The sequence below is a fragment of the Anoxybacillus mongoliensis genome, assembly GCF_014201515.1.
GTDB lineage: Bacteria > Bacillota > Bacilli > Bacillales > Anoxybacillaceae > Anoxybacillus > Anoxybacillus mongoliensis.
In genome coordinates this window covers 18,499-35,208 of record NZ_JACHEQ010000017.1, presented here as the reverse complement: position 1 = coordinate 35,208, position 16,710 = coordinate 18,499, and the positions used below count along the sequence as shown (strand labels likewise).

General features: G+C 40.1%; 17 protein-coding genes. 4 read left to right on the top strand and 13 right to left on the bottom strand.

The features are described 5' to 3' along the window. The first annotated feature begins 75 nt into the window (after positions 1–75). The gene (locus HNR43_RS12665) at positions 76–840 is read left to right on the top strand and encodes a CAP domain-containing protein (protein WP_183244314.1); all 765 of its coding nucleotides are present in this window, start codon (positions 76–78) and stop codon (positions 838–840) included. A 94-nt stretch (positions 841–934) separates the two neighbouring features. On the opposite strand, the gene HNR43_RS12660 is transcribed toward HNR43_RS12665, so the two are convergent. The 6 genes from HNR43_RS12660 to HNR43_RS12635 all read right to left on the bottom strand — a co-directional run bounded on the left by HNR43_RS12660 (position 935) and on the right by HNR43_RS12635 (position 8,648). Further along, on the bottom strand, positions 935–2,995 hold the full coding sequence (locus tag HNR43_RS12660) for a GDYXXLXY domain-containing protein (protein WP_183244312.1): 2,061 nt from the start codon (positions 2,993–2,995) through the stop codon (positions 935–937). A 66-nt stretch (positions 2,996–3,061) separates the two neighbouring features. After that, complete coding sequence (locus tag HNR43_RS12655) at positions 3,062–3,826, bottom strand: IclR family transcriptional regulator (protein ID WP_183244310.1); 765 nt, start codon at positions 3,824–3,826, stop codon at positions 3,062–3,064. Positions 3,827–3,883: 57 nt separating this feature from the next. Next, positions 3,884–6,067, bottom strand: coding sequence for a malate synthase G (locus tag HNR43_RS12650; protein WP_183244308.1), 2,184 nt, complete (start codon positions 6,065–6,067; stop codon positions 3,884–3,886). Between the two features lie 197 nt (positions 6,068–6,264). Further along, complete coding sequence (locus HNR43_RS12645; protein WP_183244306.1) at positions 6,265–7,059, bottom strand: ABC transporter permease; 795 nt, start codon at positions 7,057–7,059, stop codon at positions 6,265–6,267. Positions 7,060–7,070: 11 nt separating this feature from the next. Continuing rightward, entirely contained in the window at positions 7,071–7,943 is an 873-nt protein-coding gene (locus HNR43_RS12640) for an ABC transporter ATP-binding protein (protein WP_183244304.1), read from the bottom strand. A 117-nt stretch (positions 7,944–8,060) separates the two neighbouring features. Next, positions 8,061–8,648 carry a cell wall hydrolase gene (locus HNR43_RS12635; RefSeq protein ID WP_183244302.1) on the bottom strand — a complete coding sequence of 196 codons (588 nt, stop codon included), beginning with the start codon at positions 8,646–8,648 and terminating at the stop codon, positions 8,061–8,063. Between the two features lie 289 nt (positions 8,649–8,937). Between HNR43_RS12635 and HNR43_RS12630 the strand changes: the two genes are divergently transcribed. From HNR43_RS12630 to HNR43_RS12620, 3 genes are read left to right on the top strand one after another with little or no spacing between them, the layout of a single operon-like run. After that, entirely contained in the window at positions 8,938–9,378 is a 441-nt protein-coding gene (locus HNR43_RS12630) for a MarR family winged helix-turn-helix transcriptional regulator (protein ID WP_183244299.1), read from the top strand. Between the two features lie 55 nt (positions 9,379–9,433). Then, positions 9,434–9,832: a DoxX family protein gene (locus HNR43_RS12625; RefSeq protein WP_183244297.1), complete on the top strand. Its 399-nt coding sequence runs from the start codon at positions 9,434–9,436 to the stop codon at positions 9,830–9,832. Between the two features lie 16 nt (positions 9,833–9,848). Then, positions 9,849–10,553 (top strand): pirin family protein, encoded by a 705-nt coding sequence (locus HNR43_RS12620; protein WP_183244295.1) that lies wholly within the window; start codon positions 9,849–9,851, stop codon positions 10,551–10,553. Between the two features lie 36 nt (positions 10,554–10,589). Here HNR43_RS12620 and HNR43_RS12615 read toward each other — a convergent pair whose 3' ends face one another. The 7 genes from HNR43_RS12615 to cysI form a co-directional block, all read right to left on the bottom strand. Further along, positions 10,590–11,792: an MFS transporter gene (locus tag HNR43_RS12615; protein ID WP_183244293.1), complete on the bottom strand. Its 1,203-nt coding sequence runs from the start codon at positions 11,790–11,792 to the stop codon at positions 10,590–10,592. Between the two features lie 199 nt (positions 11,793–11,991). Further along, entirely contained in the window at positions 11,992–12,555 is a 564-nt protein-coding gene (locus HNR43_RS12610; protein ID WP_343055787.1) for a Uma2 family endonuclease, read from the bottom strand. A gap of 180 nt (positions 12,556–12,735) precedes the next feature. Beyond that, positions 12,736–13,503 carry a YhfC family intramembrane metalloprotease gene (locus HNR43_RS12605; protein ID WP_183244291.1) on the bottom strand — a complete coding sequence of 256 codons (768 nt, stop codon included), beginning with the start codon at positions 13,501–13,503 and terminating at the stop codon, positions 12,736–12,738. Further along, complete coding sequence (locus tag HNR43_RS12600; protein ID WP_183244289.1) at positions 13,500–14,126, bottom strand: SdpI family protein; 627 nt, start codon at positions 14,124–14,126, stop codon at positions 13,500–13,502. Before HNR43_RS12600 ends, HNR43_RS12605 begins: the two co-directional genes overlap by 4 nt. Then, complete coding sequence (locus tag HNR43_RS12595) at positions 14,123–14,401, bottom strand: autorepressor SdpR family transcription factor (RefSeq protein WP_183182919.1); 279 nt, start codon at positions 14,399–14,401, stop codon at positions 14,123–14,125. The genes HNR43_RS12600 and HNR43_RS12595 overlap by 4 nt, the downstream gene beginning before the upstream one ends. A 158-nt stretch (positions 14,402–14,559) precedes the next feature. Continuing rightward, positions 14,560–14,877, bottom strand: coding sequence for a YbjQ family protein (locus HNR43_RS12590; protein WP_004890869.1), 318 nt, complete (start codon positions 14,875–14,877; stop codon positions 14,560–14,562). A gap of 111 nt (positions 14,878–14,988) precedes the next feature. Next, on the bottom strand, positions 14,989–16,707 hold the full coding sequence (gene cysI / locus HNR43_RS12585; protein WP_183244343.1) for an assimilatory sulfite reductase (NADPH) hemoprotein subunit: 1,719 nt from the start codon (positions 16,705–16,707) through the stop codon (positions 14,989–14,991). Positions 16,708–16,710: the final 3 nt, after the last annotated feature.

Sequence of the window (16,710 nt, the reverse complement as noted above, 5' to 3'; positions counted from 1 at the left end):
CCCATCATTAGTTTGCTTCGTAACGGCAAAAACTAATGATGCATAACGATTAAAATGCCAAGGAGGGATGCACAAATGATAACAAAACTAACGAGATCTATTGCTGCCTTAAGTTTACTTGCCATTGTTGGCTGTAACAACGCAATGGACATGAACAACCGTTCAAACATTTCTGCTTTGCATACGACGCTATCAAGCGATCAATATCCTCATACAAAAGCGATATTGATTCAAGAAGCTCGCTATAAATTTGTTCCGATCGATCCGAAAGACGCAGCCAATCTACGCACACAAATTGAACGATCGTTAACGGAACAACAAAGAATGTATATGCAACCAAGACCTTACACACCGTCACCAAATGCGTATCAACGTCCAAATCAAGTGACGCCGACACAACCGAACAGACAAACACAACAACCGACTCAGCAGCAACCAAGACAAACAGCACCGACAACAAGTATTAGTCAATATGCACAACAAGTCATCGATTTGACAAACAGAGAACGTGCTCGTGCAGGTCTTCCAGCTTTACGTGCTGATGCGCAGCTCAGCTCGGTCGCTCAGAAAAAATCGGAAGATATGCGAAAAAACAACTATTTCTCGCATACAAGCCCAACGTACGGTTCTCCTTTCGATATGATGCGCGATTTTGGCGTTTCTTATCGAACAGCTGGGGAAAACATCGCGAAAGGGCAACGGACACCGCAAGAAGTGGTCAATGCGTGGATGAATAGCGCCGGACACCGAGCGAACATTTTAAATCGAAACTTTACGCATATCGGTGTTGGATTTGACGGAAACGGAAACTATTGGACACAAATGTTTATTGGAAAGTAAAGTCCCCTTTACCATTGTAAAAGGAAATGTCATTTGAAACTAAGCAACATCATAAAAAAACCGCCGTCTTAACACGAGGCGGCGGTTTCCTATCTTACCGTTCAGACACTTTTTCTAATAACGCATCTCCTGTTTTACTTACACGTACATAGGCAAAACGAACATGGCGTTGGATATCTACTCCTTTTTTCTCTGGAACAAAGTACGCTTCAATTCCATAAATGATTGTATTTCCATATATATGTCCGTTTACTAATACATCCCCTTCTCGATACATATCCCCATTTCGTTTTTTTCCATTTAATGAATAAATGCCAACTAATCGATGAATTCCCGCTTCATCTTTTCGTAAAATGACTTGCACTTTTCCCCACTCATTCATTCCTTCAATCGTCGAAATATTGTATTGAAGGCGTACATAATCCCCTTGGATAAGCGAGCGTGGATCGACTGGCTCAAGTTGCAATTTAATTTGTTGACCGAATCGAAGGTGTTGTTCTTTGTCAAACGTCACATAGACGATAAAAGCAAACTGCAAAATCATGACAACAAAAAGGGGTAACCATTTTTGTTTCGTAACAGAAAACGAAATCGCTTTTCTTTTTTGTACAAACGCTGCCAAGACAAATAAGCATAAGCCAACAATCGCTAGAGTAACCGACTTATGCAGTAAATCCCATACCCATTCATAATACTTTAACACTAAAAATAAACACGTATATACCCAGGCAATCCATTGTTCTCGCTCATTCGTACGGAAAAAGAGGAAGAAAGCAACAGCGACGAGAAATAATATGTTCCAAACGACATACATTCCATCTACCTCAAAAAAATCAGCACTTGTCAATAGAAGGAGCGAAGTAAACGAAAAAACAAGAAACAAAAAACGTTCGTACGTATGTTTGGAAAACCAGTAAATCGCACTATAAAAAACAAATATAATAAATAACGTGAAACGAATATTGTTCCATTCATCAAGCATCATCATGGCGAGATAAATCGAGACAGCGATATTTGTCATCGCCCGTACGCCTGCTTTCATACGCCATGAAATAAAAAATAATGTAGCGACATATACACTCATCGCAATAAAAGAAACATCCGTCGCGCTAAACGCTCCAAGTATATATCCAATCGCAAGCAACGTATAGCGAACAACATCGTTCCATCTTTTCCATAACAACCCCGGAACAACGAACAAAATAATAGATATACTTAACAACCAATAAGGAGAAAACACATCGAACCAAAACGACAATAACTGCATGATACTTCCAATTGCAATAACAGAAGCTACCCCTGTGACAATGATTTGAAAAGCTACAAGGAAAAATTTTTCTAATTTTCCATCACTTCGCTTTTTCATCCAGCGAAGCGCATAAATGCCTGTATAAACGATGATGGCAGCCAACACAAGCCCAAATATATACCAATTTCCACCAAAATGCCGCTCAACAAAGCGAAAATATTGCACGACCCAAAACATACCTGTAAATAGCACCGTGCATATAAAATACGGTTGTTTTCTTACGTATGTTAAAAACAACACGAAGATAAAAGCATATACGTATGGCCAAAAATGAAACTGATCAGTGGAAATTCCTTGTATAAAGATGACAAATAGCCAACTGTGCATCGCCACGTAAGCCAGAACAGAAACAATTGATGGACGTCCAAGAAATGAAATGATCCCGTTGATTACGACAAAAAGCAATAAAATAAAAATCGACGGCCATTCTCCGCGTTCAATTTGATACGAAGACGGAAAATAGTAAAACCAAAATGTAAGCTGCAGCAACCCGAAGCTGAATATAGAGAGAAATCGACTGCGAGTAAGCCATGCCAAAACAGCAGTAGGAATAAACCAAATAAAAAACAACAAAAAGCTATCGGCGTGTGAATTATACACTTGCCCCATTAATGCAACACAAACCCCGAACGTAATCGCTCCAAAAATAAGCAACCATTTACTAAAAAAATGATGGCGAAAAACCGTGGCGCTCAGGCCATAAAACAAAATCATAAACCCAGCACCAATCCCGACTTTCGTCAACCGTCCAAGCTCCGGCCAATTCGAAGCAAAAAAATAAACGAGCGCTGCGACTAAAAACAAAAGTCCTAACAAATATGTTGTTTTCACAACACGTTGTGCCATGAAGTGGCCTCCTTAAACATCCTTTTTATCATTATACTATGACTAGAGGCCAAACGTATACATCATTCATCGATATCCAAGCCGTTCTGAAATTTGTTTACCTATCTTTCTCATTTGTGCGTGAAGTTGTTCAATCCGCTCATTTGTCATGCGAATGGTCGGTCCAGAGACACTTACTGCGGCAATGACTTGTTTCGTATGATCAAAAATCGGAACAGCGACACATCGTATACCGTATTCGTTTTCTTCTAAGTCGAGCGCATAACCGTGTTGCCGAACACGTTCTAGTTCTTGAAACAACATTTGACGATCTGTAATCGTATAATCAGTATGTGGCGGCAATCCTTTTCGATCTAAAATATCTGCAACAACATGTTTAGGCAAATGTGCTAAAATCGCCTTCCCAACAGCTGTGCAATGCATCGGTGCTCGCTTTCCAACTTTCGAATGCATGCGCAACGTTTCATTGCCATCCAATTTTTCAATATAAATGACTTCCCCTTGATCGTACACGACAAGATGGACTACTTCATTCGTTATTTGTTCCAGCTCACGTAAATACGGTTTTGCTTCTTTACGCAAATCGATTGAATCCAACAACTTCGAGCTCATTTCTAAAAACTTATAACCGAGCTTATAACGCTCCGTTTCTTCATCTTGTTCAACATATCCATGCTCAACAAGTGTCGCCAATAAACGATAAGCAGAGCTTTTATGAATCCCTATTTGTTTCGCGACTTCCGTTACGCCCATACCGTGACGTTCGTTACTTAAAATATCCATGATTTTCAATGCTCTGCTGACGGATTTCACAAACGAATCTTTTTCCATGCTGTTTCCCACCTTTAGCACATAACGAGGGCATTCACATGGAATGCCCTCATCACATTATTGTTTTACATGCGCAAATTTTGCCTTCGCTTCTAAACGACGACGATGTAAAATCGGCTCCGTATAGCCATTTGGCTGCTCATAGCCTTTAAAAACAAGATCGCATGCTGCTTGGAAAGCAACTGAGTTATCATAATCAGTCGACATTGGTCGATATGCTGGATCATCTGCATTTTGCTCATCCACAATTTTTGCCATTCGCTTCAACGTTTCAAGCACTTGTTCTTTCGTACAAATACCATGATGCAACCAGTTCGCAATATGTTGACTTGAAATACGCAACGTTGCTCGGTCTTCCATGAGGCCAACGTTATGAATATCAGGTACTTTAGAACATCCGATCCCTTGATCAATCCAACGAACGACATAACCGAGAATACCTTGCGCATTATTGTCTAACTCTTGTTGAATCTCTTCTGGCGTCCATTGCGGATTGATAGCGACAGGAATTTGTAAAATATCATCACGATAGTTCTTTACATCTTTTTTCAATTCGTCTTGTACCGCAAATACATCTACTTGATGGTAATGAAGCGCATGTAACGTCGCTGCAGTCGGTGACGGTACCCACGCTGTATTTGCTCCCGCTTGAAGATGGGCGATTTTTTGCTTTACCATCTCTGCCATCATATCTGGCATTGCCCACATGCCTTTACCGATTTGAGCACGCCCTTGGAAACCAGCTGCTAACCCAATCGCCACGTTTGATTTTTCATAGCTTTGCAACCATGTCGACGATTTCATTTCATTTTTCCGAATCATCGGGCCTGCTTCCATTGATGTATGAATTTCATCTCCTGTACGATCGAGGAAGCCTGTATTAATGAAAACGATTCGATCTCTTACTTGATAAATACAATTTTTTAAATTAAGCGTCGTACGCCGTTCTTCATCCATCACACCAATTTTAATCGTGTTGCGCTCAAGACCAAGCATATCTTCCACACGGTCAAACAATTCATTCGCAAACGCCACTTCTTCGGAACCGTGCATTTTTGGCTTCACGATGTAAATGGAACCTTTTCTTGAATTGACATATTTCCCATTACCAAGAAGCGAATGTTTCATAATTAACGTCGTTACAACCGCATCTAAAATGCCTTCATACACTTCTTCTCCGTTTTCAAGCAAAATTGTATTGTTTGTCATTAAGTGACCGACGTTGCGAACAAACATAAGCGAACGACCAGGCAATGTGAGCGTTTCACCGCTTGGTGTTGTATACACACGATCTGGATTTAGCTCGCGTGTAACAGTTTTATTTCCCTTCGTAAAGCTCGCTGTTAAGTCGCCACGAACTAAGCCGAGCAAATTGCGATATACAAGCACTTTATCTTCTGCGTCTACTGCGGCAACAGAGTCTTCGCAATCCATAATCGTTGTTAACGCAGCTTCCAAATAAACGTCCTTTATCCCTGCTGGATCAGTCTGCCCGATCGGATGATTGCGATCCACTTGTATTTCAATATGTAGACCATTATTCTCTAACAAAATGGCAGACGGTTGCTCTGGCGAACCTTGATACCCGACAAATTTTGCTTCATCTTGCAACGTCGTCGTTTGCCCATCTTTTACCGTGACAGTTAATACGCCATCAACGACCGCATATTGAACGGCATCTTTATGCGAATATGCGCGAAGCGGTACCGTTTCATCTAAAAAGGCGCGAACGTAAGCAATAACTTTTTCACCACGCACCGGATTGTATCCTTTTCCGCGTTCCGCACCATCTTCTTCGCTAATAACATCCGTGCCATATAAAGCATCGTACAAACTGCCCCAACGAGCATTGGCTGCATTGAGAGCGTAACGTGCGTTTGTAATCGGAACAACGAGTTGCGGACCCGCTTGTTTAGCAATTTCGTCATCGACATTTTCTGTCGTAATCTCAAAGTCGTCAACTTCTGGCTCTAAATAACCGATTTCTTGTAAAAACGATTTATATTGTTCAAAATCGAACTGTGAACGATGCTGTTTATGCCATTCATTGATCTTCTCTTGCAACTCATCACGCTTGGCAAGCAACGCTTTATTTTTTGGTGTTAACTCATTAATGAGTTGCTCAAAATCTCCCCAAAACTTTCTTGGATCCACTTGGCTATTTGGCAATACTTCCTCAACAATAAATTCATAAAACAACTTAGCTACTTGCAAACGTCCAACTTGTACATATTCTCCCATCATTGTTCCCCTTCCCTTTTTTGTTGCGTATTACGAAACATTGTTTCATAAATTTCTAAGAAAATGATACCATAATGAGTCACATGTTTTCAATTATTTTCTGATAATTTAAAAAGCAGAGAACGCCCCTGCTTTACGGTTGATAAACTTTGCATTTCACAATATTCAAAACGCTTCGTACAATAAAATCAACCTATCTATACGACAATATCTTTCTTCTGGTAAATGACATATGCTGAAACAATGCTTACACTAATGATCACAATCATTAAGAACATATATAATAGATCGATTTGAAGCTCGTTAATGATCGGTGCTGCATCGACATATTTAAACGGACTCACATACTTTAAAAACGATAAATCGTCAGAAATGCTTGACATCATGCTCATAAAATAAGTAACAAAAACGAGACCAAGCGCAAACGATGAGGCATTTCTCGTTTTACGCATCATTGTCGATAATAAAAATGCCACAGCCGCGAACGTAAAATGAAGAAATACAGTTGCCATTGTTAGTAAATAAACAGCTTTTAACGACACATCGTATCCTTTAGCCATTTGAAAGCCTATAAAACTAACAAGGAGGGAAACCGCGTTTAGAATAAGAATATTCACCGTCACAACGAGCCATTTCTTTGTTAAAATCTCACTTCTTGTCACTGGCTTAGCCAGTAAAAATTCAATCGTTTTATCGTTCTCTTCCTTTGCAACGATATTTGCAGCTAACGTCGCTGCATAAACACTACCAAGTAACGTCGTCATCGTATATACACGAACACCATAATACCCTGTCAAATCACCAATGCTTAATTGATCCATTCCAAATGCTTTAATCATTGCTGGCGGCAATGATTGAAGAAGTTTTGTGACTTCTTTTTGTTGCTCGGCAAACTGTGGGAAAATACTTAATGTTAAAAGGATAAGACCACCAAGTACTGCACTCCAAATCACTAAAGATTTCGCGTTTCGTTTCCATTCCCGTTTAAACATCGTCTATCCCCTCACTTTTCGTAATAGTGCATAAACACATCTTCAAGAGACGGTTCACTAATTGACACATCTTTGATGCGCAAGTTGTGCAACTGGGCAATTAGTTCGTTCATATCCCCTCTGTATAACATCATCACTTCATTACCGCTGACTTCTTTTTTTACAACTCCCTCTAAATCAAACGTGGCATGTTGTCCTTCCTCGAGCACGACTGTCACGTGTTTCAACTGGTTTTTCGTTAAGTGTTCAATCGTCTCCACTTGAATAAGCTTGCCTTCTTTAATAATCGCTACTCGATCGCAAAGCTTTTGTACTTCTGAAAGAATGTGTGAAGAGAAGAAAATGGTCACACCTTTTTCACGCTCTTCTAACAGAAGTTCAAAAAAAGTATGCTGCATGAGCGGATCTAATCCGCCTGTTGGTTCATCTAAAATGAGCAATTTCGGCTCGTGCAGAAGAGCTTGAACGATACCGACTTTTTTTCGATTGCCAAATGATAAATCTTCAATCTTTTTATGAATATCTAAATCAAGACGCTCAGCTAACTGTTTCAATCGTCGATCCGATACTTTGTAAAATGATGCAGAATACATTAGTAATTCGATCACTTTCATATCATCATAATAATGCACTTCAGAAGGTAAGTAGCCGACGTGTTTTCGAATTTCCTTTGCATCTTTCACAATATCTTTTCCAAAAATCGTGGCGCTACCGCTCGTTGGATAAATAAAGTTTAGTAATGTGCGAATCGTTGTGCTTTTTCCTGCCCCGTTCGGTCCGATAAACCCAAAAATTTCTCCTTCTTCAATCGAAAATGTGACTTGTTCAATTCCGCGATTGTTTTTATACATTTTCGTTAACTCGTTCACATGAACAATATTCATTGTTTCGCCTCCCTCGGCATTGCTCGTTTCTTGACTAACAAGTCAATTCCATAATATAGAATTTTGATTAATTATTCAATGTAAAACAAAAATAATCCCCCTACACATGTAGAGGGATCATTTTGCAAATACATGGTTTCCAATAACAACTGTTACTTGTCGCGAACGGATCCATTCGCTTTTCGCCGTTTTTGGATTGTAAAAATATAATGAGCCGCTTCCTAAACCGCGAAAAGCGATGGCTTCCTCGACCGCTCGATACGCTTCACGATCTGCTGGTTTGTTAATCTCGCCATTTTGTACAGGGGTGAACGCATAATATCCTCCTGAACGTTCATAAATGACTTGACGAATCGTATTTGGAAAATTCGGATGATCTACACGGTTCAAAACGACCGTTGCCACAGCTACTTTTCCTGCGAATGGCTCTCCTTTTGCTTCCGCATGGACAAGACGAGCTAATAAATCTTTATCAGCTTGAGAAATCGGCTGCGGAATACGTAACGTTTCACCGACGAATAAAACGTCCGATTGTTTTTGATTCATTCGTTGAAGCTCCAGTAATGAAACATTATAGCTTTTTGCAATCGTCCAAAACGTTTCACCTGGTTTTACGTAATGAACGGTCGTTTGCGCTTCCACTTCGGTTGTTGCAAGACAAAAAGCTGCTACAAAGGTAGAAGCAAGTGCTAGTAATTTCCTCATGTTATCCCCCCTAGTCCGTTGCTCGCCTATAAGACTAGCAGGGATTTAGCAATCTATCATTATCTAATTTATGGAAAATTTTCAGATCATACGGCGTTTAACGCTCGAGAAGGTATATGGAAATTTATTCATCTATTAAAATTAGTATTATGTTTCATATTTATGTGGTCATTTTCAGCGTATATAACATTTTCCCAAAATCACAATACCTAAATAAAATAATCCGTATTGACAACTTACTTTTCGTAAGTTTATAATTATCTTGAAATCAAGATAAGGGTTGATGCATATGAACCAAAATGAGCAAACATTATCGTTAAAACTATTCGTTGTCCTTTCTAGAGCACATAAAGCTGTATCCGAGCATGTCAAACATGACATCCAACGTTACGGACTAAATCCAACGGAGTTTGGTGTCCTCGATTTGTTGTATCACAAAGGAGCGCAGCCCATCCAGCAAATCGGTGATAAAATATTACTCACTAGTGGAAGCATGACATATGTCATCGACAAACTCGAAGAAAAAGGATATATCGTCCGACAACGTTGTGAAAAGGATCGGCGCGTTACGTATGCTGTCATTACTGAGGAAGGAAAAGCATTAATGGATCACATTTTCCCACAACACGCGCAAAAAATGGCGGATATTTTCCAAGCGCTATCTACAGACGAGAAGGAAATGGCGATCCACTTGCTTAAAAAGATAGGTCTTTCATTAACGCCTTTTTAAAGGCCTATCGCACACCTTTATCTTGAAATCAAGATATATGAAAGGAGAAATGATCATGATGCACATTGGTATTTTACTTATTCGTCTAGCTGTCGGCTTGACTTTTGTCGGTCATGGAGCCCAAAAATTGTTTGGATGGTTCGGAGGATATGGTTTAAAAGGAACAGGTGGATGGCTCGAATCGATTGGATTAAAACCTGGAGTGACAATGGCTCTAGTTGCTGGTTTAGCAGAGTTTGTTGGCGGATTATTGTTTGCTCTCGGACTGTTCACACCATTTGCAGCTTTGTTGATCGCTATGACAATGGTTGTAGCCATTGTAAAAGTACATGCGCCAAATGGATTTTGGGTAACACAAAATGGCTTCGAGTACAATTTTATTTTAATTGTCGTTGTGATTGGTGTTGCGCTTATCGGTGCAGGCGACTATTCACTTGATGCACTCATGAAATAAGGAAGGAGATTTTTCAATGATTCACATATATCGTGCACATGAGCGATTTGAATCGAACCACGGTTGGTTACAAAGCTATTTTAGTTTTTCGTTTGCTGAATATTTTGATCGGAAAAATATGCACTTTGGCTCATTGCGCGTATTTAACGATGATATCATCGCGCCACAACGTGGTTTTGGCGCTCATCCTCATCAAGAAATGGAGATTGTTACAGTCGTCTTAAAAGGACAACTCGAACATCGCGATAATCTTGGTAATCATCGCATCATCTCATTTGGTGAAGTACAACGAATGACAGCCGGAACAGGCATTGTACATTCAGAAATGAATCCGTCTACTACGGACGAAGTCAACCTTCTACAGCTTTGGTTTTTACCTGAAACGTACGGTCTTACCCCATCATACGAACAAGTTTCATATGATATTGAAAAAATGAAAAATCGCTTATTGCCTATTGTTTCTAAAAAGCATGCAGGTGATCAAGTTGCTTATATCCATCAAGATATAACGATGTATTTATCGGATTTAGAAAACAACGAGCACATAACATTCCATCAACAAGAAGGACGTCGAATATATGTGTTTGTTATTGAAGGAGAACTTGTGTTAAATGGTGAAACGATGTTACAACGTCGTGATGCTGCTCGTATAACAGATATCACACAATTGCACATAGCAGCGAACATAGACAGCCGTTTTATGCTCATCGACTTACCGTAGTGGTCAGCTTGCCCTTGAAAACGGGCAAGCTGAATTTTACTGAGAAACACGTACATCTTTCGGCAGCCAAAATGTCAACACGCCAAACAAAGGAAGAAAACTACACATCACCATAAGTGTTTTTAACGTATACACATCTGCGATTTTGCCAAGTGCAACCGCTCCAAGCGCCCCCATGCCAAATGCAAGACCAACAATTAATCCAGAAGCCATCCCCACATTTCCTGGAAGCAATTCTTGTGCATAAACAACAAAAGTAGCGAAACTAGACGATAAAATAAAGCCTGTGACAAAAACAATTGGCAAAACGAAATGAAGTGGCACATATGGCAAAATGAGTGCAAACGGTGCCGTACCAAGCGTGGATGCAAAAATTAAATTTCGTCTCCCAAATCGGTCGGCAAGCGGACCGCCAAAAACAGTACCGATCGCCCCTGCAATCATAAAAACAAACAAATAAAGCTGCGCCTCGCGAATGGAAATATCGTAATATTTCATCAAATAAAACTGATAATAGTTTGAAATTCCCGCATAGTACCACGAACGTGCAAATACTAGCAACACGAGAAGAACGAGGGCAAATATAATTCGTTTGCTTGTATGTGTCTTTCCTTCTATTGTTCTGTTCGGACGATTTTTCAGTTGACGTAGCTGAAGAGCATACCATTTCGATACCCAAAATAAAACGGACATTCCAATGGCTGCAACAATGACAAACCAACCTGCTCCCTTTTGACCGAATGGAACAAAAATCAGTGCTGTAAATAGCGGAGCAAGGGCGTTGCCTGTATTTCCGCCAAGTTGGTAAATGGATTGAGCGAATCCCCTTCTCGCCCGTGCGGCAAAATAAACGACACGAGAACCTTCTGGATGAAATACAGCCGAGCCTAATCCGATAAATAAAACGGACAATAAAACAAAGAAAAAATTAGGCGCAAACGCCAATCCAATCATTCCTAACATGCTCGCTCCCATGCCGAGCGGCAAAAAACTCGGCGATGGATAGCGATCAGAAAACAATCCGACAACCGGCTGTAAAATAGAAGAAGTCATATTCAGCGTAAATGCAATCCAACCGATTTGTGTATAAGATAGATGCATCGATGATTCTAAAATCGGAAACAACGCTGGGACAACAGCTTGCATCGCGTCATTCAATAAATGACCAATACTAATGGCAATTAAAATCGGATAAACGACTGTTTGCATATTTGTACGTTGTTCAATACTTGTTTGCATTGTCCTCTCTCCCTATAAAACAAATGGAATATTTACATTATAATACCTTTTGTCAATCTTTCAATTTTTTTGCTTACTTAATAAAAAGCGCCCCATCATATTGATGAGACGCTTTTTCACCTTGTGATTCAAAAGAGCTTACGCGCGTTTCCGTATTCATCTTATACACCTGTTTCTCAGCCACATGTAAATACTTCAATTAACTAAAAATTTTTGTCACATCAACCGAAAATTGCGGAAAAACAAATGAACGTACATTTCCTTTTTCCTTGATCACTTCCGTTTGGTCGTATTGACCTTTTTCGTTTAACGCATATACTTGTATGCTATTTAACATCGGATTTACAATCCAATATTCTTTTACGCCATAGCGCATATAAATGTTTAACTTGAAAACTAAATCATGAGATTGGTTAGACGGACTTAAAATTTCTATAATCCATGTAGGCACACCAACATATTTTTGATCTTGCAATCCTTCTTTATCACAAATAATACTTAAATCAGGAATGACAATATGTTGTTCTTGAATATCATCGCGTTGCAATTCAACATCAAACGGCGCATGAAACACTTCACAATCTGTCCCTTCAAAAAAGCGAAAAAGTTCCACGTACATGCGCCCAGATATTCGCTGATGCTTTGTAGAAGGCGAAGGAGTCATGCATACAGCCCCATTCATATATTCCAACCGTCTGTTTGTTTTCTCCCTTAATTCATAATACTCCTTCAACGACATCCAACGTTGGCTAGCGATGCTCACGGAATCACTCCTTTTTACTTTCCATTATACTTTCCTTTTGAAGCAGCTTCTATGGCAAACTGTGCCCCCATTAACGCAACGGCGCATAAAATGAAAATATGCAATATACCTACAAAATTCCCTCCCTTATGCTTTTGACGCAAGCATAAGGGATGAAACGCGTTTCGATGCAACATGTTTTTAAAACTTTTCTGCTATCCGTCGAATGAAGACGAGCGAAGCGATTGCAATGAAAGCAAGAATCGTTTCTACAATCCAAACATTTGAAATGACTTTCACTTGATATAGCGCAGGGACAACATCAATGAACGCATGCATCAAAATCGCATACATCACATACCGAAATTGCCCGTTCCTAACTCCGTATAAAACAAGCAGAGAGAGCGCCACATGGATAGCGATTGCAAATATTCGCTCGATACCACCTAATACATACATCCAATCCGGCTGATTCAACATCGATTGAATCATGTCGACTTGTGTAGCAGGAAGCGAGGAAGCAACTTGCTCAAAATCACCTGTTTGAACGAGATGAGACATCACCATCATATTCACGGCACTAAAAGCACCGATGAGCACGGCTTCTATTCCTCCATGCCCTAGACCAAATGATAATCCGTCCCCGTACGTTCGATTGTTTTTTAACATGAAACGAAATCCGATATATCTACCAATTTCCTCAAATACTCCAGCTGCTAACGCCCCGTAAGCAACAAACGCCCAAACATTATTGGTTCCTTTTAACGATGTACCGCTTGGATCAATGACAAGAAAGTGAAGTATTTTCTCAAAAACTTGTGAAAATAACACAAAAATAAGCAAACCAACACCAAATGCTTTCCAAGAAAACCAACCTTTTTTTCGTCCATATATAATAAGCACTAAAGGAACAAATAAAGAAAGAAGTAATTGAACAGACATCCCAACCAAACTGATCTCTCCCCTCATTTACGAGAAAATATATACGACTGGACAAACATATAAATCGTGCCACTAAAAACGATAATTAAGAGCAAAATAAAACGCCATACGCTTTCTACAAATATCGTGAGCGTAATCAACACACCCATAATGACAAACACTTTTCCACCGACGCGGTGCGTTTTTTGCCAAACTACTTCATTTTCTAACGTCCAAGGGGTACGGATGCCGAAAAAATAATTCGGTTTAATTTTCGGCATATAATTCCCAAGGACAATAAACAATAATCCAACTCCAAGCGGCACAACAACGTCAACTTGTACAGAAATTCCTATATTGTATGCAAGCGTCACCACATGTAGACTAACGAAAAAGATGACAAGCACATGTAAAAAAATACGATATACATTTTTAAATTTCTCGTAATTTTCTTTTCGTGGATCGATCTTTGGCAAATAAATAAGCAAAAAAGTCATGCCGGTTAAAAGAAGCGGAAGTAAAAGCGCTCCCCACCACTTATTCATAAAACCATCTGGTTCTCCCGCAACGTTCCAATGAATCGCCACTTCATTTGGTAAATATGGGATAGCAATAAAACTCAATACGTAGCTGCACAATATAAGAATGACAACCACCCAATATTTTTTCATGATTTATCCCCTTCTTTTTGCAATATATCGTAAAACCAACTCATTAAATCTTGGAAAACAGTTGTGTTCAATGAGTAATAAATATGCTGACCAACGCGACGATCTTCCACTAGGTCGGCTTGTTTTAATATTTTTAAATGATGGGAAACGCTCGGCTTTTGCATATCAAAATGTTCAGCAATTTCCCCTGCAGTTAAGTCTCCTTTTTTTAATAAAGAAAGAATTTTCCTCCGGTTCGGGTCAGCAATCGCCTTAAACGCCTCGTTAAACGACATCTTTTTCACCAACTTCCTTTTAGATATTTAGACAGTCTTCTAAATATCAATCAAAAAAATTAGATATTTAGATAAATTTCTAATTACATTATATCCCTTTTTACACATAAGTCAATATCAAAAAAGAAGAAGCCCCACGAGCTTCTTCTCACATTCCATTACTCTTTCACTTTCACCGCTGTACCTGTCGCAATGCACATCATCATTCCATCGCGCAACGTTTCAAAGTCAAGATCGACACCAATCACTGCATTTGCGCCCATATTTCGCGCTTTTTTTACCATTTCTTCTACTGCCATATCCCGTCCTTCAGCTAGCTTGCTTTCGTATGTTCCGCTTCGGCCACCGATGATATCGGTAATGCTCGCTAAAAAGTCGCGGACAACGTTAGCTCCTAAAATGACCTCACCAGACACTAAGCCGAGATATTGTTCAATTTGTTTTCCTTCGATGCTGTTTGTTGTTGTGACGATCATGTAAATTACTCCTTTCTATAAATAAAATTTGCCCTTTTATTATATTCTCGGTCGCTTCAAATCATCCTTTTTTACAAACAAATCGGCTTCCCCAATGGAAAGCCGATCTGTTTAGTCATGAAAGTTTGTTCCATCTGTCACTTCTTTTACAATACCTGCGCGAATAACAAAATCACCAAAGTGTTCATCATCCAATCGCTCTTTCGCGTAACGCGAAAGAAGCATGCGAAGTTCAGCTAAAATTTCTTTTTCTCCAATATTTTCACGATATAATTTTCCGAGGCGACTGCCGTCAAACGCTGCTCCGAGATACATATTATATTTACCAACGGATTTGCCGATAAATGCAATTTCCCCAAGCACATGGCGTGCACATCCGTTCGGACAGCCCGTCATACGAATGGTGATTTCTTCATCGCGAAGCCCGTTTTCCTCAACAATTTCCTCAATTTTATCAATGAGTGTCGGCAAGTATCTCTCAGCTTCTGCCATCGCTAATCCACACGTTGGCAAAGCCACACAGGCCAGCGAGTTACGACGAAGAGCACTATAATGTTTCCCATCTGTTAATTTATATTGCTTAATAAGCGCATCAATTTCTTCTTTTTTCTCGCTTGGCACGTTCGCAATGACTAAGTTTTGATTAGCTGTTAAACGGAAGTCACCTGTATGCACTTTCGCAATTTCTCGCAAGCCTGTCATTAAAGGATAATCATCCGTATCTTTCACTCGACCGCCTTCGACGAATAACGTAAAATGCCACGTCCCGTTTACCCCTTCAACCCAGCCATATCGATCGCCGTTATGTTCAAAATGATACGGACGCGCTTCTTCTAGCTCCCAGCCAAGCCGACGCTCTAATTCTGCTTTGACAGCTTCAAGCCCTAGTCGGTCGATCGTATATTTAAAACGAGCATGTTTACGTACAGAGCGATTGCCGTAATCGCGCTGAATGGTAACGACTTTTTCTGCCACATCAATGACTTGTTCTGGCTTACAAAAGCCGATCACTTTCGCTAGCTGCGGATATGTCGTACGGTCGCCGTGTGTCATTCCCATGCCACCGCCGATCGCCACGTTAAAACCAACGAGCTTTCCTTGTTCAACAATCGCAATAAACCCGAGGTCTTGCGAAAACACATCGACATCGTTTGACGGTGGAACGGCGATACCGATTTTAAATTTCCGCGGCAAGTACAGTGCTCCATAAATCGGCTCTTGCTCTACTTCTGGTGTACCAGCTACTTTTTCTTCATCCAACCAAATTTCGTAATATGCTCTTGTTTGTGGCAATAAATGATCACTTAACCTTTTCGCCCATTCATACACTTCCGCATGCACTTCTGACTGGTACGGATTCGGGTTACACATGACGTTTCGGTTCACGTCACCACAAGCTGCCAACGTTGTAAGCAGAGCATCGTTAATAGCTTGCAGCGTTTTTTTCATGTTCCATTTCAATACGCCGTGAAACTGAAATGCTTGTCGTGTCGTAAGTTTCAACGTCCCGTTCGCATATGTCCGCGCCAATTCATCCATCACAAGCCACTGCTCAGGTGTCGCTACGCCGCCTGGGGTACGAACACGAATCATAAATTGATACGCTGGCTCTAACTTTTGTTTTTGTCGCTCTGCTCTTAAATCACGATCATCTTGCAAATAGCTGCCATGAAATTTCATTAATCGGTTATCATCTTCTGGGATACCTGCTGTGATGCGATCTTCCATCGTTTCTTTTAACGTGCCGCGCAAATAGTTGCTTTCTCGTTTAATTCGCTCGACGTCACTTGGCGGTCCATCTGGCGCGGTTAATAAAAATTTTTCCACAATGAT